Origin of the sequence: Chromobacterium sp. S0633 (genome assembly GCF_024158805.1) — a bacterium.
Lineage (GTDB): Bacteria > Pseudomonadota > Gammaproteobacteria > Burkholderiales > Chromobacteriaceae > Chromobacterium.
Map to the genome: position 1 here is coordinate 39,938 of NZ_JAMZGH010000005.1, position 24,018 is coordinate 63,955.

21 protein-coding genes and 1 other RNA gene are annotated in these 24,018 nt (G+C 65.7%); 14 read left to right on the top strand and 8 right to left on the bottom strand.

Features of this window, described 5'->3' with window-relative positions; genetic code table 11:
• Positions 1 to 16 precede the first annotated feature (16 nt).
• A complete protein-coding gene (locus NK214_RS05020) occupies positions 17 to 964 on the bottom strand; it encodes a LysR substrate-binding domain-containing protein (RefSeq protein ID WP_107801034.1) in 948 nt (315 codons plus the stop codon).
• Between the two features lie 162 nt (positions 965 to 1,126).
• Here NK214_RS05020 and NK214_RS05025 point away from each other — a divergent pair, with 162 nt between their 5' ends.
• Entirely contained in the window at positions 1,127 to 2,314 is a 1,188-nt protein-coding gene (locus tag NK214_RS05025; RefSeq protein ID WP_107801033.1) for a M20 aminoacylase family protein, read from the top strand.
• On the top strand, positions 2,311 to 3,603 hold the full coding sequence (locus NK214_RS05030; protein WP_253313879.1) for an MFS transporter: 1,293 nt from the start codon (positions 2,311 to 2,313) through the stop codon (positions 3,601 to 3,603). The genes NK214_RS05025 and NK214_RS05030 overlap by 4 nt, the downstream gene beginning before the upstream one ends.
• A 32-nt stretch (positions 3,604 to 3,635) precedes the next feature.
• Here NK214_RS05030 and NK214_RS05035 read toward each other — a convergent pair whose 3' ends face one another.
• A complete protein-coding gene (locus NK214_RS05035) occupies positions 3,636 to 6,815 on the bottom strand; it encodes an EAL domain-containing protein (protein WP_253313880.1) in 3,180 nt (1,059 codons plus the stop codon).
• A gap of 106 nt (positions 6,816 to 6,921) precedes the next feature.
• On the opposite strand from NK214_RS05035, the gene rnpB reads away from it, so the two are divergent.
• The 6 genes from rnpB (at position 6,922) to purD (ending at position 12,432) form a co-directional block, all read left to right on the top strand.
• An RNA gene (gene rnpB / locus NK214_RS05040) (RNase P RNA component class A) lies at positions 6,922 to 7,385 on the top strand.
• 128 nt (positions 7,386 to 7,513) lie between these two features.
• Complete coding sequence (gene dusB, locus NK214_RS05045; RefSeq protein ID WP_107801030.1) at positions 7,514 to 8,557, top strand: tRNA dihydrouridine synthase DusB; 1,044 nt, start codon at positions 7,514 to 7,516, stop codon at positions 8,555 to 8,557.
• A 30-nt stretch (positions 8,558 to 8,587) separates the two neighbouring features.
• A complete protein-coding gene (gene fis / locus NK214_RS05050; protein ID WP_019100932.1) occupies positions 8,588 to 8,824 on the top strand; it encodes a DNA-binding transcriptional regulator Fis in 237 nt (78 codons plus the stop codon).
• A 73-nt stretch (positions 8,825 to 8,897) separates the two neighbouring features.
• Positions 8,898 to 10,475: a bifunctional phosphoribosylaminoimidazolecarboxamide formyltransferase/IMP cyclohydrolase gene (gene purH / locus NK214_RS05055; RefSeq protein ID WP_253313881.1), complete on the top strand. Its 1,578-nt coding sequence runs from the start codon at positions 8,898 to 8,900 to the stop codon at positions 10,473 to 10,475.
• 65 nt (positions 10,476 to 10,540) lie between these two features.
• Complete coding sequence (pagP, locus tag NK214_RS05060; RefSeq protein ID WP_253313882.1) at positions 10,541 to 11,101, top strand: lipid IV(A) palmitoyltransferase PagP; 561 nt, start codon at positions 10,541 to 10,543, stop codon at positions 11,099 to 11,101.
• Positions 11,102 to 11,154: 53 nt separating this feature from the next.
• The gene (gene purD, locus NK214_RS05065; protein WP_253313883.1) at positions 11,155 to 12,432 is read left to right on the top strand and encodes a phosphoribosylamine--glycine ligase; all 1,278 of its coding nucleotides are present in this window, start codon (positions 11,155 to 11,157) and stop codon (positions 12,430 to 12,432) included.
• A gap of 69 nt (positions 12,433 to 12,501) precedes the next feature.
• On the opposite strand, the gene rfbC is transcribed toward purD, so the two are convergent.
• From rfbC to rfbB, 4 genes are read right to left on the bottom strand one after another with little or no spacing between them, the layout of a single operon-like run.
• Positions 12,502 to 13,047, bottom strand: a complete 546-nt coding sequence (gene rfbC / locus NK214_RS05070; RefSeq protein WP_253313884.1) for a dTDP-4-dehydrorhamnose 3,5-epimerase — start codon at positions 13,045 to 13,047, stop codon at positions 12,502 to 12,504.
• Between the two features lie 16 nt (positions 13,048 to 13,063).
• Positions 13,064 to 13,951: a glucose-1-phosphate thymidylyltransferase RfbA gene (gene rfbA, locus NK214_RS05075; protein ID WP_253313885.1), complete on the bottom strand. Its 888-nt coding sequence runs from the start codon at positions 13,949 to 13,951 to the stop codon at positions 13,064 to 13,066.
• Complete coding sequence (gene rfbD, locus NK214_RS05080; protein WP_253313886.1) at positions 13,948 to 14,874, bottom strand: dTDP-4-dehydrorhamnose reductase; 927 nt, start codon at positions 14,872 to 14,874, stop codon at positions 13,948 to 13,950. Before rfbD ends, rfbA begins: the two co-directional genes overlap by 4 nt.
• Positions 14,867 to 15,928, bottom strand: a complete 1,062-nt coding sequence (gene rfbB / locus NK214_RS05085; RefSeq protein ID WP_253313887.1) for a dTDP-glucose 4,6-dehydratase — start codon at positions 15,926 to 15,928, stop codon at positions 14,867 to 14,869. Before rfbB ends, rfbD begins: the two co-directional genes overlap by 8 nt.
• Before the next feature lie 592 nt (positions 15,929 to 16,520).
• Between rfbB and NK214_RS05090 the strand changes: the two genes are divergently transcribed.
• From NK214_RS05090 to yedA, 3 genes are all read left to right on the top strand, one after another.
• On the top strand, positions 16,521 to 17,081 hold the full coding sequence (locus NK214_RS05090) for an L-threonylcarbamoyladenylate synthase (RefSeq protein ID WP_227105591.1): 561 nt from the start codon (positions 16,521 to 16,523) through the stop codon (positions 17,079 to 17,081).
• A 35-nt stretch (positions 17,082 to 17,116) separates the two neighbouring features.
• Positions 17,117 to 17,776, top strand: coding sequence for a protein TolQ (gene tolQ / locus NK214_RS05095; protein ID WP_368651269.1), 660 nt, complete (start codon positions 17,117 to 17,119; stop codon positions 17,774 to 17,776).
• Between the two features lie 85 nt (positions 17,777 to 17,861).
• Entirely contained in the window at positions 17,862 to 18,725 is an 864-nt protein-coding gene (yedA, locus tag NK214_RS05100; RefSeq protein WP_227105589.1) for a drug/metabolite exporter YedA, read from the top strand.
• Here the strand turns inward: yedA and NK214_RS05105 are convergent.
• The gene (locus tag NK214_RS05105; RefSeq protein ID WP_253313888.1) at positions 18,722 to 19,249 is read right to left on the bottom strand and encodes a cytochrome b; all 528 of its coding nucleotides are present in this window, start codon (positions 19,247 to 19,249) and stop codon (positions 18,722 to 18,724) included. The two genes, yedA and NK214_RS05105, sit on opposite strands and share 4 nt — an antisense overlap.
• 195 nt (positions 19,250 to 19,444) lie before the next feature.
• Positions 19,445 to 20,608, bottom strand: coding sequence for a lytic polysaccharide monooxygenase (locus NK214_RS05110; RefSeq protein ID WP_107801020.1), 1,164 nt, complete (start codon positions 20,606 to 20,608; stop codon positions 19,445 to 19,447).
• 439 nt (positions 20,609 to 21,047) lie between these two features.
• Here NK214_RS05110 and NK214_RS05115 point away from each other — a divergent pair, with 439 nt between their 5' ends.
• The 3 genes from NK214_RS05115 to NK214_RS05125 are packed head-to-tail and all read left to right on the top strand — an operon-like array spanning position 21,048 to position 23,903.
• Positions 21,048 to 21,782: a GntR family transcriptional regulator gene (locus NK214_RS05115; RefSeq protein WP_019101073.1), complete on the top strand. Its 735-nt coding sequence runs from the start codon at positions 21,048 to 21,050 to the stop codon at positions 21,780 to 21,782.
• Positions 21,779 to 22,900, top strand: a complete 1,122-nt coding sequence (nagA, locus tag NK214_RS05120) for an N-acetylglucosamine-6-phosphate deacetylase (RefSeq protein ID WP_253313889.1) — start codon at positions 21,779 to 21,781, stop codon at positions 22,898 to 22,900. The genes NK214_RS05115 and nagA overlap by 4 nt, the downstream gene beginning before the upstream one ends.
• Positions 22,893 to 23,903: an SIS domain-containing protein gene (locus NK214_RS05125; protein WP_227105583.1), complete on the top strand. Its 1,011-nt coding sequence runs from the start codon at positions 22,893 to 22,895 to the stop codon at positions 23,901 to 23,903. The genes nagA and NK214_RS05125 overlap by 8 nt, the downstream gene beginning before the upstream one ends.
• Positions 23,904 to 24,018: the final 115 nt, after the last annotated feature.

Here is a 24,018-nt window from a genome sequence, read left to right on the forward strand (position 1 = left end):
AGGCTTTGAACGGCCTCTAAAACCGCAGCGTCAGCATCCGCGCCAAGGCCCGGTCCTCCGGCCGGGCCGAGCGCATGCGCTGGCGCAGCGTCTGCCGCAGGCAGTCGATGAAGCAGCGGGCGGCGTAGCCGTGAGCCTGCCCCTGCAGGCTGATCACGCCGATGACGATATCCTCCATGTCTTCCCGCAGCGACAAGGCCTGGGTCTTGCCGGCGAATTCCGGGCACAGCAGCAAGGGCTCCGGCCCGTAGCTGAGCATGCCGGCCTGGACCAGGCCGGCCAGCAGCGCCATCGACTGCGCGCAGATCAGCCGTTCCGGCGCGATAAGCAGGCCGTGGCGGGTGAACAGCCGGTCCAGCACGTGGCGATAGCTGGAGGGGCTGTAATTGACCACCCAATCCTGCTCCAGCAGTTCGGACAAGGACTGCGCGCGCAGCGCTGGATGGCCGTTGCGGGCGAACACCCGGCCGCCGTGGCTGAACAGCGGCTGGCAATGGAATTCCTGAGCCAGAGGGTCGAATAGCGGGCTGATGGCGAAATCCATCTGGCCGTCGCGCAGCCGCGGCAGCGCCACCGCCAGCAGGCCTTCGAACAATTCCAGCCGGATCGCCGGCAGCCGTTGGCGAAAGCGCAACACCACCTCGGGCAATAGCGTGGGCACCAGCCAGGGCGTGACGCCTATGCACAGCCTGGCGTCGCGCTGGCCGCGCAGCGCCTCTAATTCGTCATGAGCGCGCTCCAGCTGCATCGCCACCTGGCGCGCGTGGATCAGCAAGGCCCGGCCCGCCTCGGTCAGCCGCGCGCCGCTGGCGTGCCGTTGCAGCAGGGGCAGCCGCTGTTCTTCCTCCAGTTCGCGCAGGGTTTTGCTGACCGCCGCCTGTGACAGGTCCAACATGCGCGCGGCGGCGCGAATGCCGCCGCCGTCGGCCAGCGCGATCAGCGCTTGCAGTTGCTGCAGTTTCATCTCTCCTCCAAACCGACAACCAGAAGTGTTCTCGATCACCGTTCTGCGGCTATTCACCTATTAACTATTGCCGCTAGTCTGGGATCGCAGTCGCGGCGCCGCGTCCGTCGTCGCCACGACAGTGTGCGACAAGAGCGTGATAGACACCAAGGAGACGACGCCATGAACGCCCCCATTCTGCCCGGCATCCGCGATATCGCCCCGGCGATGATCGCGCTGCGCCACGATATCCACGCCCACCCCGAACTGGGCTTCGAAGAGGTGGAGACCCGCCGCCATGTGATCCGCTGCCTGCGCGACTGGGGCTACGAGATCCACGAAGGACTGGGCGTGACCGGCGTGGTCGGCACCCTGCGCCGCGGCGCGGGGCCGAGCATAGGCCTGCGCGCCGATATGGACGCGCTGCCCATCCAGGAAACCACCGGCCTGCCCTGGGCCAGCCGCGTGGAGGGAAAAATGCACGCCTGCGGCCACGACGGCCATACCGCGATGCTGTTGGCGGCGGCTTGCGAGCTGGCGCGGCGCGACAGCTTCAGCGGCACCGTGCATCTGATTTTCCAGCCGGCGGAAGAGGGCAAGGGCGGTGCCAAGCGCATGCTGGACGACGGCCTGTTCCGGCTCTTCCCCTGCGACGCCATCTTCGCCATGCACAATATGCCGGGTTTCCCGGTGGGCCAGTTGGGCTTCCGGCCCGGCCCCTTCATGGCTTCCGCCGACACCGCGGTGATCCGCATCCGCGCCACCGGCGGCCACGGCGCGGTGCCGGACAAGGCGGTGGACCCGGTGGTGGTGGCCGCGTCCCTGGTGATGGCGCTGCAAAGCGTGGTGGCGCGCAATGTGTCGCCGCTGGACATGGCGGTGGTGACGGTGGGGGCCATCCTGGCCGGGGAGGCCCCCAATGTGATTCCGGAGAGCGCGGAAATGCGGCTGAGCATACGCGCCTTGCGGCCGCAGGTGCGCGCCTTGCTGCGCCAACGCATCGAGACGCTGGCCGCGGCCCAGGCCGCCGGCTTCGGCGCGCGTGCCGAGGTGGATTACCAGGACGGCTATCCGGTGCTGGTCAACGACGCGGCGGCCACCGCGCTGGCGCGGCAGGTGGCCGTGGACTGGCTGGGCGAGGGCGGGGTGGTGGCGGAGATGCCGCCGCTGACCGGCAGCGAGGATTTCGCCTTCTGGCTGGAGCGGGTGCCGGGCTGTTATCTGATCATAGGCAATGGCGACGGCGAGGGCGGCTGCATGGTGCACAACCCCGGCTACGACTTCAACGACCAGGCCTTGCCGGTGGGCGCCAGCTACTGGGTCAAGCTGGTGGAGCGCTATCTGGGCGGCGCGGCCGGAGGCGGGCAATGACGGCCGCCCAGTTGTCGGCGGCGCGGCCGGCCGCGCCCAGCCGGCGCGCGATCACCGCCATCACCGTGGGCAATGCGCTGGAGTTCTACGACTTCATCGTCTACAGCGCGCTGGCCACCTTGATGGGGCGTTTGTTCTTTCCGTTCAGCGACGAGCCGCTGCTGCAGCTGATGCTGTCCTTCGCGGTGTTCGGCACCGGCTTCATCAGCCGGCCGATAGGCGGCATCGTCATCGGCCTGTACGCGGACCGCAAGGGACGCAAGCCGGCGCTGCGGCTGAGCCTGTGGCTGATGGCGATAGGCTCCATGCTGTTCGTGGTGGCGCCCACCTACGCCCAGGCCGGCCTGCTCGGTCCGGTGCTGGTGGTGCTGGGGCGGCTGGTGCAGGGCTTCGCCGTCGGCGGCCAGGTGGGGGCGGCCACCTCGATGTTGATGGAGTACGCCGACGACAAGTCGCGCGGCTACTACTGCAGCTGGCAGCTGTTCAGCCAGGGCCTGGGGGTGTTGGCCGGCACGCTGACGGTGAGCTTGCTGAGCGCGCTGTTGCCGGCGGCGGCGATGGAGGCCTGGGGCTGGCGGCTGGTGTTCGCCATCGGGGTGTTGGCGATTCCGGTGGGCGAGTATATCCGCAGCCAGCTGGACGAGACCGCGGCCTCGGCGGTGGCGCCGCAGGCGACGACGGAACCGGCCGGGCCCTTGCTGCGCCGGCACGGGCGGCAGATATTGGCCGGGGTATTGCTGACCATAGGCGGCACCGGGCCCAACTTCATCATCGCCCACTATCTGGCCAATCACGCGGTGACGGTGCTGGGCATGCCGCTGGCGGTGGCGATCTGGGCGGCGTCGACCGCGGCCCTGTTGCAAGTGCTGCTGTCGGTGGCGGCCGGACGCTGGAGCGACCGCGTCGGCCGTCGCCGTTCCATTTTGTGGCCGCGCTTGGTCTTGCTGCTCTTGCTGTATCCGGGCTTCATGCTGTTGAACGCCGCGCCCGGCTTGCCGACGCTGCTCTTGGTCGTGGTGCTGCTGACAGTGCCGCTGGTGTTGACCGCGGTGCCGAGCATCGCGGTGCTGCCGGAGTTGTTTCCGCGCCGCATCCGCGCCAGCGGCATGTCCATCGTCTACTGCGTGGGCGTGATGATTTTCGGCGGCTTCGCCCAGTTCTTCGCCGCCGGCCTGATCCGGCTGACCGGCGATCCCAACGCGCCGGCGCTGTACGCGGTGTTGTGCATCCTGGTGTCGATGATAGGGCTGGCGATGGTGCCTGAGACGGCGAACCGGCCGCTGGACTGAGCTTGCCGGCCCGGCATCGCCCCGGGCCGGATTCAGACGGACAGCCGTTGCCGCAGCGCGTCCATTCTTTGCTCCATCGCCTCCGCGGACAGCGGCGCGCCCAGCAGATAACCCTGCATCGCCGAGCAGCCGAGCTTGCCCAGATAGTCCTGCTGCTGCGGATGCTCGACGCCCTCGGCCAGAGTGTCCATGCCCAGCGCGTTAGCCAGGTGGACGATGGCGGAGACGATGGCGGCGTTTTCCTCGTCCTGCGGCAGGTCGATGATGAAGGAGCGGTCTATCTTGATGGTGTCCGGCGCGAAGCGCTTCAGATAAGCCAGGCTGGAATAACCGGTGCCGAAATCGTCTATCGACAAGCGCACCCCCATCGCCTTGATCACCGCCAACTGGCGAGCGGCGAAGTCCGCGTCCTCCATCAGCGTGCTTTCGGTGACTTCGATCTCCAGGCAGTAGCCTGGCAGGCCGCTGCTTTGCAGCGCGTCGCGCACATCGTCGACGAAGTCCGGCCGCGTCAGCTGCCGCGCCGAGACATTGACCGCCATGCGCACCGGGCGCAGGCCGCTGTCGTACCATTGCGCCGCCTGGCGGCAGGCTTCGCCCAGCACCCAGCGCCCCAGCGGCACCACCAGGCCGGTGTCCTCGGCGATGGGGATGAAGCGCGAGGGCATGATCAGGCCGTGTTCCGGATCGCGCCAGCGCACCAGCGCCTCGCAGCCCAGCAGGCGTTCGCCGCTCATATTGAATTGCGGCTGATAAACCAGGTAGAGCTCGCCGTGTTCGATGGCGCGGCGCAGCCGGGTTTCCAGATGCAGCCTTTCGGCCACTTCCACGTTCATTTCCCGGGTGTAGAAGCGGAAGGTGCTGCGGCCGTGCGCCTTGGCGTGGTACATGGCGAGATCGGCGTTCATCAGCAGGTTCTGCAGATCGCGGCCGTCGTCCGGCATCAGGCTGATGCCTATGCTGCAACTGACGTTGAGCTGATGGGCGCCGATGTCGAAGGGCCGCTGCATCGCGGCCAGCACGCGTTCGGCCACTTGCGCGGCCTCGCCGGGCTGGTCGATGGACGGCAGGATCAGCACGAACTCGTCGCCGCCGGTGCGGCCGACGGTGTCCAGCGCGCCCACGGCGGCGCTTAGGCGGCCGGCCGCCTGTTTCAGCAATTCGTCGCCCAGGCCGTGGCCCAGGGTGTCGTTGATGTTCTTGAAGTGGTCCAGATCGACGAAGAGCACCGCCAGCTGGCCCTGGCGCAACTCGGCCTGACGGATGGCCTGCTGCAGCCGGTCGTTGATCAGCACGCGGTTGGGCAGATCGGTCAGCGCGTCGTATTCGGCCAGGTGCTGTACCCGCGCCTCCTGCTCCTTGCGTTCGGAGATGTCGGTGAACAGCGCCACATAGTGGCTGATCTCGCCCTGTTCGTTCTGCAGCACGCTGATGTTCAGCCATTCCGGGAAGATGTCGCCGTTCTTGCGACGGTTCCAGATCTCGCCGGACCACTGGCCGCGCTGGGTCAGCTGCTGCCACATGTTTTCGAAGAAGGCCGGTTCGTGACGGCCGGAGGCGAGCAGGGCGGGAGTCTGGCCCAGCGCCTCGGCCTCCTCGTAGCCGGTGATCGCGCAGAAGGCGCGGTTGACCGCCAGGATGCGGTTGTCCGGGTCGGTGACCAGGATGGCCTCGTTGCTGGATTCGAACACCTTGGCGGCCAGGCGCAGCTGGCGGTCGGTCTGGCGGCGCGCGGTGATGTCCCGGCCGGTGGCGCACAGATAGTCTTCGCCCTGGTAGTTGAGCGGACTGACGGTGACTTCAAGCCATTGCTCCTCGCCGCAGCACTGCAGCCGGGCGTCGAAGGTGTGGGGCAGGGCGTCCGCGGCCGGGCGGAACAGCGCGCGGGTCAGCGTCGCGGCGTCGCAACCGCAATCCAGCCGTTGGCGCGCCGCCTGGTTGCAGTAGACGATGTCGCCGGCGGCGTTGCGCAGCGCGATCAGATCGGTGGCGTTGTCCACCATGAAATGGCTGAGGCGCAGATCGCGCGAGCGCTGTTCCAGCGAGAGGTGGCTTTGCTGCAAGTCCTGGCGGTAGCGCTGCACCAGCGCGTTGAGCCAGCGCAGGAAGAACCAGCAGAAGGCGGCGGCGACCAAGAGGGCGGCCAGGGTCAGCAGCAGGGTGGCGACGATGCGTTCGCGCAGACTGCGCTCCAGTTCCTGGCGCGCGCGCTGGCTGCTGTCTTCTATGGACTGCACGTGCAGGCTGGTGACCAGGGTCCAGTCCCAGCCGGGCAGCTGGCGCGCGTAGGACAGATAGCGTTCGCCTTGCGGCGCGTCCAGGCTGCTGATCAGGTATTCCATGAAGCCGCCTTGCTTGCCGCGGCGGATCAGTTCGGCGATGCGGCCGCGGTCGGCGCCGGGCAGGGCGGAGTAGTGCTTGCCGTTCATCGCCGGATTGGACGGGTCCAGCAGGATCACGCCGTGGCGGTCTATGATCATGAAGTCGCCGCTGTCGTGGCCGAAGCGCATGCGCGCCAGCATCTCCAGGCCTTGCTTCTGCATGTCGGTTTCGACGTTGTTCAGGTATTCGCCGCTGCCTATCAGCCAGTTGTAGGGGCCGAAGCGGCGGGCGTAGGCGACTTTCTCGCTCATCTCGCCGCGGCCCGGCTGGTACCAGCGGTAGGAGCTGAAGCCGCGCTGTTGCGGGTTGTCCACCGACTCGATCAGCGCGCGCATGATGTAGCGGCCCTGATCGTCGCGGTTGGCCAGCAGCGAGCCGCCCTCCAGCTGCGGCGCGGTGGGCAGCAGCACGCAGCGTCCGTCCAGGCCGTCGATGAAGAAATAGCCGCGGCCGTCGAAGTAGCGCAGCGGCCGCAGCGCCTCCGCGATCAGCCGCTGCACCTGATGCGGCGGGCGGCGCAGGCGTTCCTGGCGCCAGATGGCGTCGGCCAGGTTCCAGGCCTGGTCCACCTGTTCGCGCAGCCTTTGCTTCAGGGTGTCGTTGGTGCGTTCGCGCAGCGCGGACAGGGTTTGCGCGGCGTGGTCGGCGTAGGAGCGCAGGTAGTCGCGCGCGCGCGCGTAAGCGTCCTGGCGTATGGTGTGCTGGCGGGCCTGGAAATCGTTCCAGCTGCTCAGCAGGAAGTAGCTGGACAAGGTCAGCGCCAGCATGAACACAATGGCGAGCGTGCCAAACAATTGCAGACGGGACAGCTTGGCCTGATTCAACTCCATGTTTTTGTCGTTATCGCTCGATGGACCCGCCAGTATAAGGGATTATCGCGTTTGTCATGGCAAAATGTCGGGCCGGCCGGGGCGGAATCGGGTAGAATGGCGGCCGGAAGTTGGCCAGGCAGTCGCTGCGTTCGTTCGCAAGAACGGACGGGGAGGAAAGTCCGGGCTCCGCAGAGCAGGATGCCGGTTAATGGCCGGACGTCGTGAGGCGATGGAAAGTGGCGCAGAGAGCTGAACCGCCGATGGCCGGAGGAAGCGTCCGCAAGGACGTGGACTCTTGATTTCGCCGCGCAAGCGGCGAGACGGATCAGGCAAGGGTGAAAAGGTGTACTGGCCGGGCGAGAGCCCGGTCGGACAGATAGGGTGTGGTGCCCTATTCTGCGGTAAGAGCGCACCGCGGACGTGGTAACACGGACGGCAGGCAAAACCCCATCCGGAGCAAGACCAAATAGGGGGAATTGACGTTGCTCGCGTATATCCCCGGGTAGGTCGCTTGAGCCTGTCGGTAACGGCAGGCCTAGAGGAATGACTGTCCAACGACAAGACCCGGCTTATCGGCCAACTTCCACCTCATCCCCGCGACCCCATGGCTTGACGCTATGGGGTTTGCTCAAAAAATAAGCAAAAAAAATCCACGTTCCTGGGAAAAAGCTTTACAATACCGGCCCTTCAGTCAGCTATCCCAGAGTTTCGCAAGCATGCGCATTGGTTCGTACACATTGAAAAACCGGCTGATCGTGGCGCCCATGGCCGGGGTGACGGATAGACCGTTCCGCATGCTGTGCAAGCAATTGGGCGCCGGCATGGCGGTATCGGAAATGATCACCTCCAACAAGGCGCTGTGGACCACGGCCAAGACCTTGCGCCGCGCCGATCACGCCGGCGAGGTGGAGCCGATCTCGGTGCAGATCGCCGGCTCCGATCCGGCGCAGATGGCCGAGGCGGCGCGGCTCAACGTGGAGCGCGGCGCGCAGATCATCGACATCAATATGGGCTGTCCGGCCAAGAAGGTGTGCAATGTGGCCGCCGGTTCGGCCTTGCTGCGCGACGAGGCGCTGGTGGGACGCATCCTGGAGGCGGTGGTCAAGGCGGTGGACGTGCCGGTGACGCTGAAGACGCGCACCGGCTGGAGTCCGGAACACCGCAACGCGCTGCGGGTGGCCAAGCTGGCCGAGGATTGCGGCATCGCCGCGCTGGCCTTGCACGGCCGCACTCGCGAGGACATGTATCGCGGCGCGGCCGAGTACGACACGATACGCGAGGTGAAGCGTCAGATCCGGATTCCGCTGATCGCCAACGGCGACATCGATACCCCGCAGAAAGCACAGTGGGTGCTGGAACATACCGGCGCCGATGCCATCATGATAGGACGGGCGGCCCAGGGCAGGCCGTGGATTTTCCGCGAAATCCAGCATTTTCTGGAGAGCGGCGAATGCCTGCCGCCGCCGGAAGTGAGCGAGATCCGCCAGCTCTTGCTGGGGCATCTGGATGAGCTATACCAGTTTTACGGCGAATATTCGGGCTGCCGCATCGCCCGCAAGCACATCGCCTGGTACACCAAGGGACTGCAGGGCGGCAACGCGTTCCGCCAGCAGATGTACCAACTCGAGTCCACGGCGGAGCAGCGCTTGGCCGTGGCGGCCTATTTCGACCGTTTGGCCGGGGACTCTGAACGGCTGGTGTATTTGGATGGCGCTGGGGAAGCGTTGGACCACGACTCGGAGACGGTGGTGGATGGCTAATTCCAATCAGACTTGGACAGAATAATAACCATGCAGAACAATGACCATATCTCGCAGTCGGTGCGGCTGGCGATGGAACAGTATTTCAGGGACCTGGATGGCGAGAACCCCTCCGCCATCTACGACATGGTGTTGGCTTGCGTGGAAAAGCCATTGCTCGAGGTGGTGCTGATACACACCCAGGGCAATCAGACCCGGGCGGCGGAGTTGCTGGGATTGAACCGCAACACCCTGCGTAAAAAGATGAAGTCTTATGATTTGATATGAAGACAAACCGGCCATACCGAATAGGGTGGCCGGTTTTTTTTGTGTTCCTTTTTAGTTAACGCGGTAGAGAACCATGAGCAAAATCGAACGCGCGCTGATCAGCGTCTCCGACAAGAGCGGCATTCTGGAATTCGCCCAGGCCCTGGCTTCCCAAGGGGTGCACATCCTGTCCACAGGCGGCACCGCCAAGCTGCTGGCCGACGCCGGCGTGCCGGTGACCGAGGTGTCCGACTACACCGGCTTCCCGGAAATGCTGGACGGCCGGGTCAAGACCCTGCATCCGAAAGTGCACGGCGGCATCCTGGGCCGCCGCGATCTGCCGGAGCATGTGGCCAAGATGGCCGAGCATGAGATCGGCAACATCGATCTGGTTTGCGTCAACCTCTACCCGTTCGAAGCCACCATCGCCAATCAGGACTGCGAACTGGAAGACGCGATCGAGAACATCGACATCGGCGGTCCGACCATGGTGCGTTCCGCCGCCAAGAACTGGGCGCACGTGGCCATCGTCACCGACGCCGCCGATTACGCGGCGCTGGCGGAGGAGATGCGCGCCAACGGCGGCGCGCTGTCCAAGGCCACCCGCTTCGAATTGGCCAAGAAGGCCTTCACCCACACCGCGGCCTACGACGGCGCGATTTCCAACTACCTGACCAGCCTGGCCGACGGCGCGCTGGCGGGCAAGCCGGAACGCGTGGCCTTCCCCAAGCGCCTCAACGCCCAGTTCGTCAAAGTGCAGGACATGCGTTACGGCGAGAACCCGCATCAGGCGGCCGCCTTCTATCGCGATCTGGACCCGGCCGCCGGCTCCATCGCCAATTACCGTCAGCTGCAGGGCAAGGAACTGTCCTATAACAACATCGCCGACGCCGACGCCGCCTGGGAGGCGGTGAAGACCTTCGACGACACCGCCTGCGTCATCGTCAAGCACGCCAACCCCTGCGGCGTGGCGGTGGCGGGCGACACCTTGAGCGCCTACCGGCTGGCTTTCGCCACCGACACCACCAGCGCTTTCGGCGGCATCATCGCCTTCAACCGCCCGGTGGACGCCGCCACGGTGGAAGCGGTGACCGGCCAGTTCCTGGAAGTGTTGATCGCGCCGGCTTTCACCGAGGAAGCCAAGGCCGTGATCGCCGCCAAGAAGAATGTGCGCGTGCTGGAAATCCCGCTGGAGATCGGCGCCAACCGCTTCGAACTGAAGCGCGTCGGCGGCGGCGTGCTGGTGCAGACGCCGGACATCCGCAATGTGGGCCTGGACGAATTGCGCGTGGTGACCCAGCGTCAACCGACGCCGCAGGAGCTGTCCGATCTGCTGTTCGCCTGGCGCGTGGCCAAATATGTGAAGTCGAATGCAATTGTTTTCTGTAAAAATGGTCAGACTGCCGGTATCGGCGCCGGCCAGATGAGCCGCGTCGATTCCACCCGCATCGCCGCGCGCAAGGCGGCCGACGCCGGCTTGAGCCTGCAGGGCGCGGTGGCGTCGTCCGACGCCTTTTTCCCCTTCCGCGACGGCATCGACGTGATCGCCGAGCAGGGGATCAAGGCCATCATTCAGCCGGGCGGTTCGATGCGCGACGAAGAAGTGTTCGCCGCCGCCGACGAGCACGGCATCGCGATGGTGCTGACCGGGGTGCGTCACTTCCGCCACTGAGCGGTTCCGATTAACCGGAGGAGGCCGGCATGCCGGCTTCTTTACATGGATTTGTTGTTTTTCCGATGAGAGCAATTGTTTGTTGGCTGGGCGCCGGCTTGTTGGCGTCCGCCAGCCTGGCGGCGCAGGCCGAAGAGACGGCCGTCGAGCCGCAAGGTTTCTGGCAACGCGGCCGCGCTAATATCGAAGCGACCTGGCGTTCCGACCAGTACGAGTTGTACGTGCCGGCGGTGACGTGGCACAACCGCGCCTTCTACGATAGAGAGAAGATCCGGCAATTCAACGAACGGCCGTGGGGCTTGGGCGCGGGACGTTATCGCTACGACGCCGACGGCGACTGGCACGCGGTGTACGCGATGGCCTTCCTGGATTCGCACAAGGATGTCGAGCCCTTCGTCGGCTACGCCTTCCAGAAAATATGGCGCCCATTGGACGGCTGGCGTTTGGGCGCGGGCTTCACCGCCGGCGTCACCGCGCGCTCGGACTACAGCTACGCGCCCTTGCCGGCGGTGCTGCCGCTGGTGTCGGTGGAATACCGCCGCCTGGCCTTGCAGGCCACTTATATCCCGGGCGGGCACAATAACGGCAATGTCTTGTTCGCCTGGCTGCGTTGGCAGTTGGGCTGAGTGAAGAATCCGGCGCGTTGCGACGCGCCGTAAAAACGAGTGGAGCATCGAACATGAAAGTACTGGTTATCGGCTCCGGCGGACGCGAGCACGCGCTGGCCTGGCGCATCGCCAAGTCGCGCCGGGTATCCAAGGTCTTCGTCGCGCCCGGCAACGCCGGCACCGCGCTGGACCCCAATCTGACCAACGTCGAGCTCGGCAGCGTGGCGGAGTGGGTGGCTTTCGCCAAGCAGGAGAAGATCGAACTGACGGTGGTGGGCCCGGAAGCGCCGCTGGCGGCCGGCGTGGTCGACGCCTTCCGCGCCGAAGGGCTGCGAATCTTCGGCCCCACCCAGTATTGCGCGCAGCTGGAAAGCTCCAAGGATTTCGCCAAGGCCTTCATGAAGCGCCACGGCATTCCCACCGCCGCGTACGAAACCTTTAGCGACGCCGCCGCCGCCCATGCCTATGTCGACGCCAAGGGCGCGCCCATCGTGATCAAGGCCGACGGCCTGGCCGCCGGCAAGGGCGTGGTGGTGGCGCTGACGCTGGACGAGGCGCACGCCGCCCTCGACGATATGCTGGTGGGCAACAAGATGGGCAGCGCCGGCGCGCGCGTGGTGATCGAGGACTTCCTGCAGGGCGAGGAGGCCAGCTTCATCGTGATGGTGGACGGCGACCACGTGTTGCCGATGGCCACCAGCCAGGACCACAAGCGCTTGCTGGATCAGGATCAGGGCCCGAACACCGGCGGCATGGGCGCCTACAGCCCGGCGCCGGTAGTGACGCCGGCGGTGCACAACCGGGTGATGCGCGAAATCATCCTGCCCACGGTGCTGGGCATGAAGAAGGACGGCCACAGCTATACCGGCTTCCTCTACGCCGGACTGATGATAGACGCGCAGGGCAATCCTTACACCATCGAGTTCAACTGCCGCTTCGGCGATCCGGAAACCCAGCCCATCATGGCGCGTCTGAAGTCGGACTTCACTGTGTTGCTGGAAGCCGGCGTCAACGGCCGCCTGAACCAGGTGGAGGCGGAATGGGACCGGCGCGTGGCCTTGGGCGTGGTGCTGGCGGCCGAAGGCTATCCGGAAGCGCCGCGCAAGGGCGATCTGATCAGCGGCCTGCCGCCGGAGAGTGAGGACGGCATGGTGTTCCACGCCGGCGTCAGCCTGGACGCGGACAAGCAGCTGCGCAGCAACGGCGGCCGCGTGCTGTGCGCGGTGGGCCTGGGCGACAGCGTCAAGATGGCGCAGGGCAAGGCTTACGTGCTGGCCGACCAGATTCAGTTCGCCGGCAAGCAGATGCGCCGCGACATCGGCGCGCGCGCTATCGGCCGCAAACATTAGCGTCTTGCCGCTTGATAGAGAAACAGCGCCGCAAGCGGCGCTGTTTTCATTTTCGGGCTTGGTTCCGGCTCAGCCCAGTTCGGCCTGGCGCAGGCCGGGCGCGGCGTCGTCCTTGGCCGACAACTGCGGCTCGCCGTCCAGCGGCCAGGCAATGGCCAGCTCCGGATCGTTCCAGGCGATGGAACGCTCCAGCTCCTTGAACCAATAGTCGGTGGTTTTGTACAGGAACTCGGCGCTGTCCGACAGGGTGAGGAAGCCGTGAGCGAAACCGGGCGGCACCCAGAGCTGACGTTTATTGGCGGCGGACAGGTGTACGCCCACCCATTGGCCGAAACTGGCTGAGCCGGGGCGGATGTCGACGGCGACGTCGAAGACTTCGCCGGCGATCACCCGCACCAGCTTGCCCTGGGCGTGCGGCGCCAGCTGATAGTGCAGGCCGCGCAGCACGCCCTTGGCCGAGCGGCTGTGATTGTCCTGGACGAAGGGCGCGGCGCAGCCGACGGCGGCTTCGAAACGTTGTTGATTGAAGCTTTCGAAGAAAAAGCCGCGTTCGTCGCCGAATACGGCGGGTTCGATGATTTTGACGTCGGGAATGCGGGTGTCGATGATATTCATGTGTCGCTCGTCAAGATCAATAGACCGGCTGATCCAGCATCGCCAGCAGATAGCGGCCGTAGCCGGTCTTCTGCAGCGGTTTGGCCAGTAGGCGCACCTGCTCGTCGCCTATCCAGCCGGAACGGTAGGCCACTTCCTCCGGGCAGGCCACTTTCAGGCCCTGACGGCTTTCTATGGTGGCGATGAACTGGCTGGCTTCCAGCATGGATTCATGGGTGCCGGTGTCCAGCCAGGCGTAGCCGCGGCCCATGGTCTGCACCGAGAGCTGGCCCTGCTGCAAATAGACGTTGTTGATGTCGGTGATCTCCAGCTCGCCGCGCGGCGAGGGCTTGATCGCCTTGGCGATGTGCACCACCTGCTCGTCGTAGAAGTACAGGCCGGTCACCGCGTAGTTGGACTTGGGCTGCGCTGGTTTTTCCTCGATGGACAGCGCCTTGCCGTCGGCGTCGAAGGCCACCACGCCGTAGCGCTCCGGGTCGTTGACGCGGTAGGCGAACACGCTGGCGCCGCTGCGCTTGGCGTTGGCGTCTTGCAGCAAGGCGGAAAAGTCGTGGCCGTAATAAATGTTGTCGCCCAGCACCAGCGCCGACGGCGCGCCGGCCAGGAAGTCCTCGCCGATGATGAAGGCCTGGGCCAGGCCGTCCGGACTGGGCTGCACCGCGTATTGCAGCCGCAGCCCCCATTGGCTGCCGTCGCCCAGCAGTTGTTCGAAACGGGGCGTGTCCTGCGGGGTGGAGATGATCAGGATCTCGCGGATGCCGGCCAGCATCAGCGTGGTCAGCGGATAGTAGATCATCGGTTTGTCGTAGATGGGCAGCAATTGTTTGCTGACGGAAATGGTGGCCGGGTACAGCCGGGTGCCGGAGCCGCCGGCCAGGATGATGCCTTTGCGTGCCTGAGTCATTGAATGTCTTTCTGTTGCGGCTGGGCGCCGAGTTCGGCCAGCACTTGTTTGACGCCGCTTTCCCAGTGCGGCAGCGCAAGGCCGAAGGTCTGCCGCAGCTTGGCGCAGTCCAGCCGGGAGTTGGCGGGGCGGGGCGCCGGCAATGGATAGTCGGCGGTGGTGATCGGTTCGATGTCGGCCGGAGACAGCCGCAGCGCATAGCCCAGTCTGCCGGCCTCGGCCACCAGGAAGCGGGCGTAGCCGTGCCAACTGGTTTCGCCCTGCGCCGCCAGATGATAGCTGCCGTAGGCGAAGCCGGCCGGGTCGCGCAGATAGTCGCGCAGCAGGGCCACGGTGACGTCGGCGATCAAGGCGGTGGAGGTGGGCGCGCCGATCTGATCCGCCACCACCTTCAGGCTGTCGCGTTCCTGCGCCAGGCGCAGAATGGTCTTCAAAAAGTTGCCGCCATGGTCGCCGAACACCCAGCTGGTGCGCAGAATCAAGTGCCGCGGCGCGGCGGCGCGCACCGCCTCCTCGCCCGCCCATTTGCTTTGGCCGTAGACCGAGCGCGGCCGGGCCGGGTCGTCCTCGCGCCAGGGCTGTTCGCCGGCGCCGTCGAATACGTAGTCGGTGGAGTAGTGCAGCAAGAGCGCCTGGTGCTGAGCCGCCCATTGCGCCAGCAGCGCCGGCGCGGCGGCGTTGACCGCATGCGCCTGTTCCGCCTCGCTCTCGGCGCGGTCCACCGCGGTGTAGGCGGCGGGATTGACGATGATGTCGGGCTGGTGGCGTTCCAGCGCCTGGCGGACGCTGTCTGCCCGGCTCAGGTCCAGTTCGGCCCGGCTGAGCGCGACGACCTCGCCCAGCGGCGTCAGCGCGGTCCGCAACCGATGGCCGAGCTGGCCGTTGACCCCGGTCAGCAGAATGGTGGGTGAGCGCTCAGCCATAGTGCTGGTTCACCCAGTCGCGATAAGCGCCGCTGCTGACGTTGGCGACCCAATCCTGATGTTGCAGATACCAGGCGACGGTTTTGCGGATGCCGCTGTCGAAGGTTTCCTGCGGTTTCCAGCCCAATTCGCGCTCCAACTTGCGCGCGTCTATCGCGTAGCGGCGGTCGTGGCCGGGGCGGTCGGCGACGAAGGCGATCTGTTCGGCGTAGCGGCGCGCCGGGTCGGCTTGAGGCGCCAACTCGTCCAGCAGCGCGCAGATCGCCTTGACCACGTCCAGATTGGTTTTCTCGTTCCAGCCGCCGACATTATAGGTTTCGCCGGGCACGCCGGCTTCCAGCACGCGGCGGATGGCGCTGCAATGGTCTTTGACGTAGAGCCAGTCGCGCACCTGGCTGCCGTCGCCGTAGATGGGCAGCGGCTTGCCGGCCAGGGCGTTGAGGATCACCAGCGGAATCAGCTTCTCCGGGAAGTGATAGGGGCCGTAGTTGTTGCTGCAATTGGTGGTCAGCACCGGCAGGCCGTAAGTGTGGTGCCAGGCGCGCACCAGGTGGTCGGACGCGGCCTTGGACGCCGAGTAGGGGCTGTTGGGCTCATAGCGGTGGAGCTCGGAGAAGGGCGCGTCGTCGGGTCCCAGCGTGCCGTAGACTTCGTCGGTGGAGACGTGCAGCAGGCGGAAGGCGGCGCGGTCCGCGTCCGCCAGCCCTGTCCAGTAGTCGCGCACGCTCTCCAGCAGATTGAAGGTGCCCACCACATTGGTCTGGATGAAGTCGCCCGGTCCGTGGATGGAGCGGTCGACATGGCTTTCCGCGGCGAAATTGAGCACCGCGCGCGGCTGGTGTTCGGCCAGCAGGGCGTCGAGCAGCGCGCGGTCGCCGATGTCGCCGCGCACGAAGACATGGCGCGGGTCCTGTCCCAGGGTTTTCAGGGTGTCGAGATTGCCGGCGTAGGTCAGCGCGTCGAGATTGATGATGCGCTCATCGCTCTGCGCCAGCCAGTCCAGCACGAAATTGCCGCCGATGAAGCCGGCGCCACCAGTGACCAAAATGCTCATATTGTTCTTTCAATAGCTTGAATCAGAAAACTGGCTCATTGCGGCCGCGGGATGGTACGGCTGCAAGAGGATGACAAAAATATTTTATGGGTTCAATGAATAATATCGACAGCTTGGCTAGGTTCCAAATGCTTAAAAATATCGGAGCGGGGCGGTGAAGGAAAGGGGCAGATTTATGGCATTTTTACAGTTGGCATCGGAAATTCGACATTGACTTGATGCGGCTTCTCCTAGATTGGAGGTGAATGGCGAAGGCCGGCCTGCTTATAGGCCGGAGACCGAGCCTGATGTCGAGGAGAGTTCATCGTGAGTCGTATCGCATCGCCGGCAGTGCCGGGGGCCGGAGGCCGATGGCGCGGGGTCGCGCATTTCCTGCGTCATGAGCGCCGCTGCTGGCGCCGGCTGGCGTATTGGTTGAAGCAATTTCGCAGCGACAGGCCGCCGCTTCGCTGCTACGCCTGGCGGCCGGCGCCGGAGGATGTTGACGACGCGGCGTCGAAGCGCTAGGTCGCCGCCGCGGACAGCGGTACAATGCGGCTTTACTTTCGCATCGCCGTCCATCATGAAGTTCACGCCAGGCCAGGTGCGGCCCGTGCCCCGTCTGCCCGGCCGCGCCCTGCAACAGCAGGCCCGCGCCGCCTTGAAGCAAGGCGAGGTCATCGCCTATTCCACCGAGTCCTGCTACGGCCTGGGCTGCAATCCGCTGGATGTGCGCGCCATCCGCAAAATTCTGGCGATCAAGGCCAGGCCCAATCACAAGGGGCTGATCGTGATCGCGGCCGACGTCTCCCAGATCCGTCATCTGATCCGTCCGTTGAGCGCCGCCCAATACGCGGAACTGGCGCGCTACTGGCCCGGTCCATATACTTTTTTGCTGCCGGCCTCGAGCCGGGTGCCGCCGGCCTTGCGCGGCAAACACGACAAGATCGCCGTGCGCGTGACAGCGCATGGCGAGGCGGCTGCCTTGTGCCGCAGCCTGGGCACGGCGCTGGTGTCCACCTCGGCCAACCGCGCCGGCCAGCAATCGCTGAAAACCGCGCGGGCCTGCCGCGAGGCTTTCCGCCAGCGGGTGCTGACTCTGCCGGGCCGCATCGGCAAGCGGCGCAAACCGTCCACCATCATTGATTTGGAAACAGGCCGCGTGTTGCGCTGAGCCTGGCGATTACAAGAGGAGTTGCCGTGCAACAGATTTCCTTCCTGAGCCTGATCCTGGACGCCAGCCTGATGGTGCAATTGGTGATGGCCGGCCTGGCCTTGATGTCGGTGCTGTCCTGGGCCCTGATCTTCAACAAGATCGCCGTGCTGCGCGCGGCGCGGCGCAATAGCGACGAGTTCGAGCGTAATTTCTGGAGCGGCGCGGACCTGAACCGCTTGTACGAGGACGCCAGCCGCCGTAGCGACACCGTGGGCATGGAGCGCATTTTCCAGTCCGGTTTCGCCGAGTTCCTGAAGCTGCGCGGCCGCAACGGTACCGAGCTGTCCGACATCATGGCCGGCTCGCGCCGGGCGATGAAGGCGGCGGCGCAGCGCGAGCTGGACGCCCTGGACAGCCATACCTCCTTCCTCGCCACCGTCGGTTCGGTCAGTCCTTACATCGGCCTGTTCGGCACGGTGTGGGGCATCATGCATGCCTTCATCGGCCTGGGCAACGCCGGCCAGGCCACCTTGTCCACGGTGGCGCCGGGCATCGCCGAGGCGCTGGTGGCCACCGCCATCGGCCTGTTCGCCGCGATTCCGGCGGTGGTGGCCTACAACCGCTTCGCCACCGACGTCGACCGCTTGGCCACCCGCTTCGACAGTTATATGGAAGAGTTCTCCAACATCCTGCAGCGCTTGGCCACGCGTTAAGCCTGGCCCGTCCGCGGCAAAATTGGACTTGCCACGGACATTCCCATACGGCATGGTATCCGGTTCCACTTTCCCGAGCCGCACCATGCCGTTTTCGCGCATTCCCCCGCTGACCTTAGCCGCTTTCTTCGCCCTGTACGTGATCTGGGGCTCCACCTATATGGGCATACGCATAGGCATCGAGTCCTGGCCGCCGATGATGATGGCCGGCCTGCGCTTTTCCCTGGCCGGCTGGCTGATGCTGGCCTACCTATGCTTGCGCAAATACCCGATGCCGAACGCGCGGGAGCTGGGCGGCGCCGCCTTGCTCGGCGTGCTGATGCCGGCGGTGGGCAACGGCTTGGTCACGGTGGCGGAGAAAGACGTGTCCTCAGGCGTGGCCGCCTTGGTGATCGCCACCGTGCCGCTGTTCACCCTGTTGTTCGCGCGCATGTTCGGCCAAAAGGCGCGCAAGGTGGAGTGGGCCGGCATCGGTCTGGGCGTTTGCGGCATGGTGCTGTTGAATATGGGGGCCAATCTGAAGGCCAGCCCCAGCGGCGCCGCGCTGCTGCTGCTGGCCTCCGCCGGTTGGGCGCTGGGCTCGGCCTGGAGCCGCCATCTGGCTCAGCCCAAGGGACCGATGGGCAGCGCCTGGATGATGATCTTCGGCGGCGCAGCCTTGTTGCTGGCCAGCCAGGCCTATGGCGAGAAGCTGCAGGCGATGCCGACGCTGTCCAGCTGGCTGGCCTTGTTTTACCTGGCGGTGTTCGGCTCCATCATCGCTTATAGCGCCTATCTGCACTTGCTGAAGACGGTGTCTCCGGCCGCCGCCACCAGCTACGCCTACGTCAACCCGGTGATCGCGGTTTTGCTGGGCGTGGTCTTCCTCGGCGAGCACATCGGCCTGCACGAGATGCTGGCGATGAGCGTGATCGTGGCGGCGGTGGTCTTGATCAGCTGGCGGCGTTAGCCCGTCAGCAGCGACATGCGCCGCAGCAGGCGCCGGCCTTGGCGCTGGTGTTGAATCACCGCGCCGATGTGGGCGGTCAATAGCAGAGCCAGCAGCACATTGCTGGCGAAGTGCAGCTTGGCCAGCGCGCGCGTGGCCGCGCCGGCTTCCAGGCTGGGCGGCAGCGTGATCAGGCCGAACACGTCGACCGGCCGCTCCATCATCAGCCAGCCGCTGGCCAGCGATAGACAGCTCAGCAGATAGAGCAGCGCGTGGGCGCGGCGCGCCAGCCGGTGCTTGGCGGGCGGAACGCCGGCCGGCGGCGGCATGCGGAAGCTGGCGCGGTAAACGACGCGCAGCAGGAAGACCGGCATCAACAAGGTGGTCAGCGCAACGTTGAACGGCGGAATCGCCGCGGCGACGGCGGGCGGCAGCGCGCCGGAGGCGAGCGCGAAGCCGCTGATCATCGCCCACAGGATCACGACTGCGCAAATCCAGTGCAGCCAGGCGGCGATGGGCGGATAGGTCTGGGTTGAGGTTTCCATCGGAATCGGCTTTCTTGCGAATCCCGGCAGGCGACGCGCGGCCGCCGTCCTGCCTGCGTCGCGGGCATGGCGCGGTGGCCATCCAAGGAATGGGCCTGCGGCAGGAGGAGTGTGGGAGAGACCGGCCTTCCGGGACGGGGAAGGCCGGCGAGTCAACACGTCAGGCGTTCAGCCCGCGCGCTGACAAGGGGACGGTCAGGCCGGAGCCCACAAGGCGGGTTGGGTGGACGGAGTCCAGCCCGCGCCGGCCCAGGCGGTGTGCGGCTGCAGGCAACGGTACTTCTTGCCCTGATAGCTGACGATCTGGCCGGCGGTGTAGGACAGGCCTTCCTTCCAGGTGTCGCCCACCGGCGGCGGCGTGATGCCGCCGTCGCCCTTTTTCAGGTCGATCTGATAGGTGTAGCCCTTGTAGCTGTCGTTCAGGTACACGCGGTTGGCGGTGGCGCTGCGTTCCGGGGTGATGCTCACCGTGCGTTGCTTCTGATTCATCACGCCGATGCGGATCGCCTTGGAGGTCGCGTTCACTTTCACGCCCAGCTCGTACGGCCAGTTCGCCATCTGGCCGCTGACGGCGTCCAGCTTGACCGGGATGGTTTCGGCGTCGCGGCCGCTGGCGTCGAACACGCGCAGGGTGGCGGTGCTGTTGTTCGGCAGGTTTTCATAAGCGGTCACCTTGCCGATTTCCTTCCACGGATTGGTCACCGGCGGCGGTTCCGGCGGATTGGTGCCGTCGCCGAATACCACGTCGGAGCACGAATAGAACGCTTCCTCGCTGTCCGCGCGTTTCCAGACGTTGAAGATGATGTGCGGGCCGCTCTTGCCGGCCGGCAGCTTGGCTACCATGTGGTAGCGCTTGTTGGCGTCCAGCGGCGGGTTGCCGGTCACGGTGTGGAAGGGCTGCGGATCCAGGTCGGACCACTTCAGCGGCTTGGTCTGATCCCAGCCGTTCTTGGTGACGTAGAACTTGAAGTATTTGGTCGAGTGCGGCGCGGTGGCGTGGTAGACGAACTCGTAGTTGCCGTTGGCGTCCGGCACCAGCTTGGTTTTCGGCCAGTCGGTGCGTCCCAGATTGAAGCCCTTGAACTTGTCCTGGCCGCCGGCGCAGAGCTTGCCGTCCGGCACCACCGCCGCGTGGTTGTCGCCCTGCGGGTTCTGGTTGATGCCGTTCCAGTCGTACATGGCCTGGGTGCCGCCCACGCGGCGGGCTTCCTGGCACGCGGCGGATTTCGGCGATTCCGCGCCCTCTTTGAAGCAGTTGTAGGTGCGGTTGATCGGCACTTCCATGGTGCCGTGGGCCCAGAGCGGCGCGCTGAGGCAGGCCAGGGCGAGGGCGGCGGGAAGGCGCAGTTGTGGTTTCATTCTGACTCCTTTGAGCTACGAGTGGTATGCAAGCGCCCAGCAGTTTGCCGAGCAGTCCAATCATCATATGAATGCCATATGATTTAAAATGAGACGACTATTTTTAATGTAAGTTTGGCGAAAGGTACTATTGCCATACTTACTGTGTGGTCTTGTATCTGCTTGATTCTTGCAAAAAACGCTCATTCCCTGACCTGTCCCGCAGGTCAATACGCATTGCTCCCGCAATTTCCCCTGCCAAATCATCTGTTTGTCGTTTTGCTGCCATGCAGCAAGCGGACAATGATGTGCGTAAATAAAATGGTATTGACGTGGTATTAATGTGGTATTAACGTTCGCGGTAAGCCGGAAGGCCGGAATCGACTCGCGTCAGCGCGGAAGATGCCAGCCGGGAAGCCAGGTTATACACTGGGGTTTTCAGACCACTTGCAGACAACCCATGGAAAATCGCTGGCTTGCATTGAAACCGGATGAAACCCTGACCACGCCGCTGTATCTGCAGTTGTCGCGGAAATTGGCCGACGCCATCAACGCCGGCTGGTGGCAGGCGGACGAGGCGCTGCCGTCGGAGCGCACGTTTTCCGAAGAACTGGGCATTTCGCGCGTGACGGCGCGCAAGGCGATGGATGTGCTGCTGGAGCAGGGCCTGATTCGCCGGCGCCAGGGCTCGGGCACCTTCATCACGCCGAGGCTGGAGCAGCCCTTGTCGCGGCTGACCGGCTTTACCGAACAATTGCGCCAGCGCGGCTTCGTGCCGTCGTCGGTGTGGCTGGAGCGCGGCGTGTTCGCGCCCAGCAATGAAGAAGTGATCAAGCTGGGGCTGTCGCCCACTTCGCAGGTGTCGCGGCTGAAGCGCCAGCGGCTGGCCGACGGAGTGGTGATGGCGATCGAGATGACGACGCTGCCGGTGGCGTATCTGCCGGAGCCGCAGCAAGTGGGCACCTCGCTGTACGCCCATCTGGACGCCAGCGGCCATTCGGTGGTGCGCGCGCTGCAGCACATCCGCGCGGTGAACGCCTCCGGCGACATCGCCACGCTGGCCGGCATCCGCCCCGGCGAAGCGATGTTGCTGATTACCCGTATCGGCTTCAACGCCGAGAACATCGCGATTGAATTGACCGATACCTATTGCCGTAACGACTACTACGATTTTGTTGCCGAACTGAGACGATGACCCAAAACCGAGTGCTGCAAGGACGCATCCTGACCGAGGCCGGCTGGATGGACGGCGAATTGAAACTGGCTGTCGACGGCCGCATCGAGGCCATAGACGCGCGCTTGGCCTCCGGCCGAGCGGTGGAGCGTTATTTGCTGCCGGGCTTCATCGACCTGCATGTTCACGGCGGCGGCGGCGTCGACATCATGGAGGGCGGCCGCGCCGCCGAGAGCGTGGCCAGGCTGCACGCCCGCTTCGGCACCACATCCTTGCTGGCCACCACCATGACCGCGCCGCCGATCGACATCGAGCAGGTGTTGCGCGCGCTCGGTTCCTCCTGTCGCGAACGCCAGCCCGGCGGCGCCCGCATCCTGGGCGTGCATCTGGAAGGCCCCTACATCAATCCCGGCAAGCTGGGCGCCCAGCCCGACGACGCCTGCCGCGCGGTGATGGAGCAGGTGGACTGGTACCGCTCGCTGGCGCCGGTGTCGCTGATCACGCTGGCGCCGGAAATCGCCGGTCATATGGACATCATCCGCCAGTTGGCGGAGCAGGGCGTCAAGGTGCAGCTGGGCCACACCCTGGGCAGTTACGAGGACGGGGTGCGGGCGCTGGAGCAAGGCGCGTCCGGCTTCACCCATCTGTTCAACGCGATGAGCGGCCTGCACCACCGCGAGCCCGGCATGGTGGGCGCGGCGCTGGCGCACGCCGAATACGCCGAATTGATTCCGGATCTGCTCCACGTCCATCCGGGCGCGATCCGGGCCGCCCTGCGCTCGATTCCGCGCCTCTACTGCGTGACCGATTCCACCGCCGCCGCCGGCATGCCGGACGGCGAATACAAGCTGGGTTCGCACTCGGTGACCAAGTGCATGGGCGGCGTGCGTCTGGCCGACGGCACCCTGGCCGGCAGCACGCTGACCATGGACCAGGCGCTGCGCAACCTGGTGTCCATCGGCCTGCCGCTGGCGGACGCCTCGCACCGGCTGTCGCTCTATCCCGCAGACTACCTTGGCCTGGCCGATCGCGGCCGGCTCGCCGTCGGCGCCTGGGCCGACATCGTGACGATGGACGCGGATTTGAATTTGCAGCAAGTCTATGTAGAGGGAGAACAGATTGGCCTCGTTGATGCTTGAAGAAGCGCTGTACGCCGCCGAGGCGGTGGCCGCGCAACACATGTACGCCGATGAAGCGCTGGCCGCGCTGGGACGCGCGCTGGCGGTGGAACGCCCCAGCCTGGCGCTGACCGTGGCCCGCGGCAGTTCCGATCACGCCGCCAACTACTTCGCCTATCTGGCGATGCAGCGGCTGGGCGTGCCGGTGGTGTCCTTGCCGATGTCGCTGGTGACCCTGCACCGCGCGCCGCTGGCGGTGAAGGGCCAGTTGGCGGTGGCCCTGTCCCAGTCCGGCCAAAGCCCGGACCTGATCGACACCATGAAGGCGCTGGGCGCCGCCGGCGCGCGCACCGCGGCGCTGGTCAACAAGCATCAATCGCCGCTGGCCGCTGCCTGCGAATGGGTGGTGCCTCTGTGCGCCGGCGACGAAAAAAGCGTGGCCGCCACCAAGAGCTACATCACCTCGCTGTCCGCGGTGGCGCGCCTGGTCGCTCACTGGCAGGCGGACGACGCGCTGCTGGCCGCGCTGGCCAATCTGCCGCAGCGCCTGACCGAAGCCACGCGCCAGGACTGGACGGCGGCGGTGGACGTCTTGCGCGACGCCGAACGCATCATGGTGGTGGGCCGCGGCCTGGGCTTCGCCGTGGCGCTGGAAGCCGCGCTCAAATTCAAGGAAACCTGCGCGATCCAGGCCGAGGCCTTCTCCGGCGCCGAGATCAAGCACGGGCCGATGGCCTTGATCGACGACGGCTATCCGCTGCTGATCTTCGCGCCGCGCGGGCCGGAGCAACAGGGCCTGATCGATCTGGCCGAGGAGATGCGCGGCCGCGGCGCCAAGGTGCTGCTGGCGGCGCCGGAAAATATCGCCAGCCGCGACCTGACCCTGGCGCTGGCCGACGACGAGGCGCTGGATCCGCTGCTGGCGATCCAGAGCTTCTACCTGATGGCGGCGCGCTTGTCCGAGGCGCGCGGCCTGAACCCGGATCTGCCGCGCCACTTGTCCAAAGTGACCTGCACGCGCTGAGTCCGGTCCTGCTTGAAACCGCGCCCCGACCGTCTGCACGAACGGGGCGCGCCGCGAACGGCGTCCAGCGGAAGCCGCGTCGGCCGCGGAGACACATCAGTCAGTAAGAATGGAG

Bases quoted from the DNA above. Each gene is read 5' to 3' on its own strand.
- rfbB (WP_253313887.1), bottom strand. From the start codon at position 15,928: ATGAGCATTTTGGTCACTGGTGGCGCCGGCTTCATCGGCGGCAATTTC.
- rfbC (WP_253313884.1), bottom strand. From the start codon at position 13,047: ATGAATATCATCGACACCCGCATTCCCGACGTCAAAATCATCGAACCC.
- NK214_RS05115 (WP_019101073.1), top strand. From the start codon at position 21,048: ATGGAAAATCGCTGGCTTGCATTGAAACCGGATGAAACCCTGACCACG.
- NK214_RS05110 (WP_107801020.1), bottom strand. From the start codon at position 20,608: ATGAAACCACAACTGCGCCTTCCCGCCGCCCTCGCCCTGGCCTGCCTC.
- rfbA (WP_253313885.1), bottom strand. From the start codon at position 13,951: ATGACTCAGGCACGCAAAGGCATCATCCTGGCCGGCGGCTCCGGCACC.
- fis (WP_019100932.1), top strand. From the start codon at position 8,588: ATGCAGAACAATGACCATATCTCGCAGTCGGTGCGGCTGGCGATGGAA.
- NK214_RS05035 (WP_253313880.1), bottom strand. From the start codon at position 6,815: ATGGAGTTGAATCAGGCCAAGCTGTCCCGTCTGCAATTGTTTGGCACG.
- purH (WP_253313881.1), top strand. From the start codon at position 8,898: ATGAGCAAAATCGAACGCGCGCTGATCAGCGTCTCCGACAAGAGCGGC.
- pagP (WP_253313882.1), top strand. From the start codon at position 10,541: ATGAGAGCAATTGTTTGTTGGCTGGGCGCCGGCTTGTTGGCGTCCGCC.
- NK214_RS05030 (WP_253313879.1), top strand. From the start codon at position 2,311: ATGACGGCCGCCCAGTTGTCGGCGGCGCGGCCGGCCGCGCCCAGCCGG.
- NK214_RS05020 (WP_107801034.1), bottom strand. From the start codon at position 964: ATGAAACTGCAGCAACTGCAAGCGCTGATCGCGCTGGCCGACGGCGGC.
- yedA (WP_227105589.1), top strand. From the start codon at position 17,862: ATGCCGTTTTCGCGCATTCCCCCGCTGACCTTAGCCGCTTTCTTCGCC.
- NK214_RS05105 (WP_253313888.1), bottom strand. From the start codon at position 19,249: ATGGAAACCTCAACCCAGACCTATCCGCCCATCGCCGCCTGGCTGCAC.
- nagA (WP_253313889.1), top strand. From the start codon at position 21,779: ATGACCCAAAACCGAGTGCTGCAAGGACGCATCCTGACCGAGGCCGGC.
- NK214_RS05125 (WP_227105583.1), top strand. From the start codon at position 22,893: ATGCTTGAAGAAGCGCTGTACGCCGCCGAGGCGGTGGCCGCGCAACAC.
- NK214_RS05025 (WP_107801033.1), top strand. From the start codon at position 1,127: ATGAACGCCCCCATTCTGCCCGGCATCCGCGATATCGCCCCGGCGATG.
- purD (WP_253313883.1), top strand. From the start codon at position 11,155: ATGAAAGTACTGGTTATCGGCTCCGGCGGACGCGAGCACGCGCTGGCC.
- dusB (WP_107801030.1), top strand. From the start codon at position 7,514: ATGCGCATTGGTTCGTACACATTGAAAAACCGGCTGATCGTGGCGCCC.
- rfbD (WP_253313886.1), bottom strand. From the start codon at position 14,874: ATGGCTGAGCGCTCACCCACCATTCTGCTGACCGGGGTCAACGGCCAG.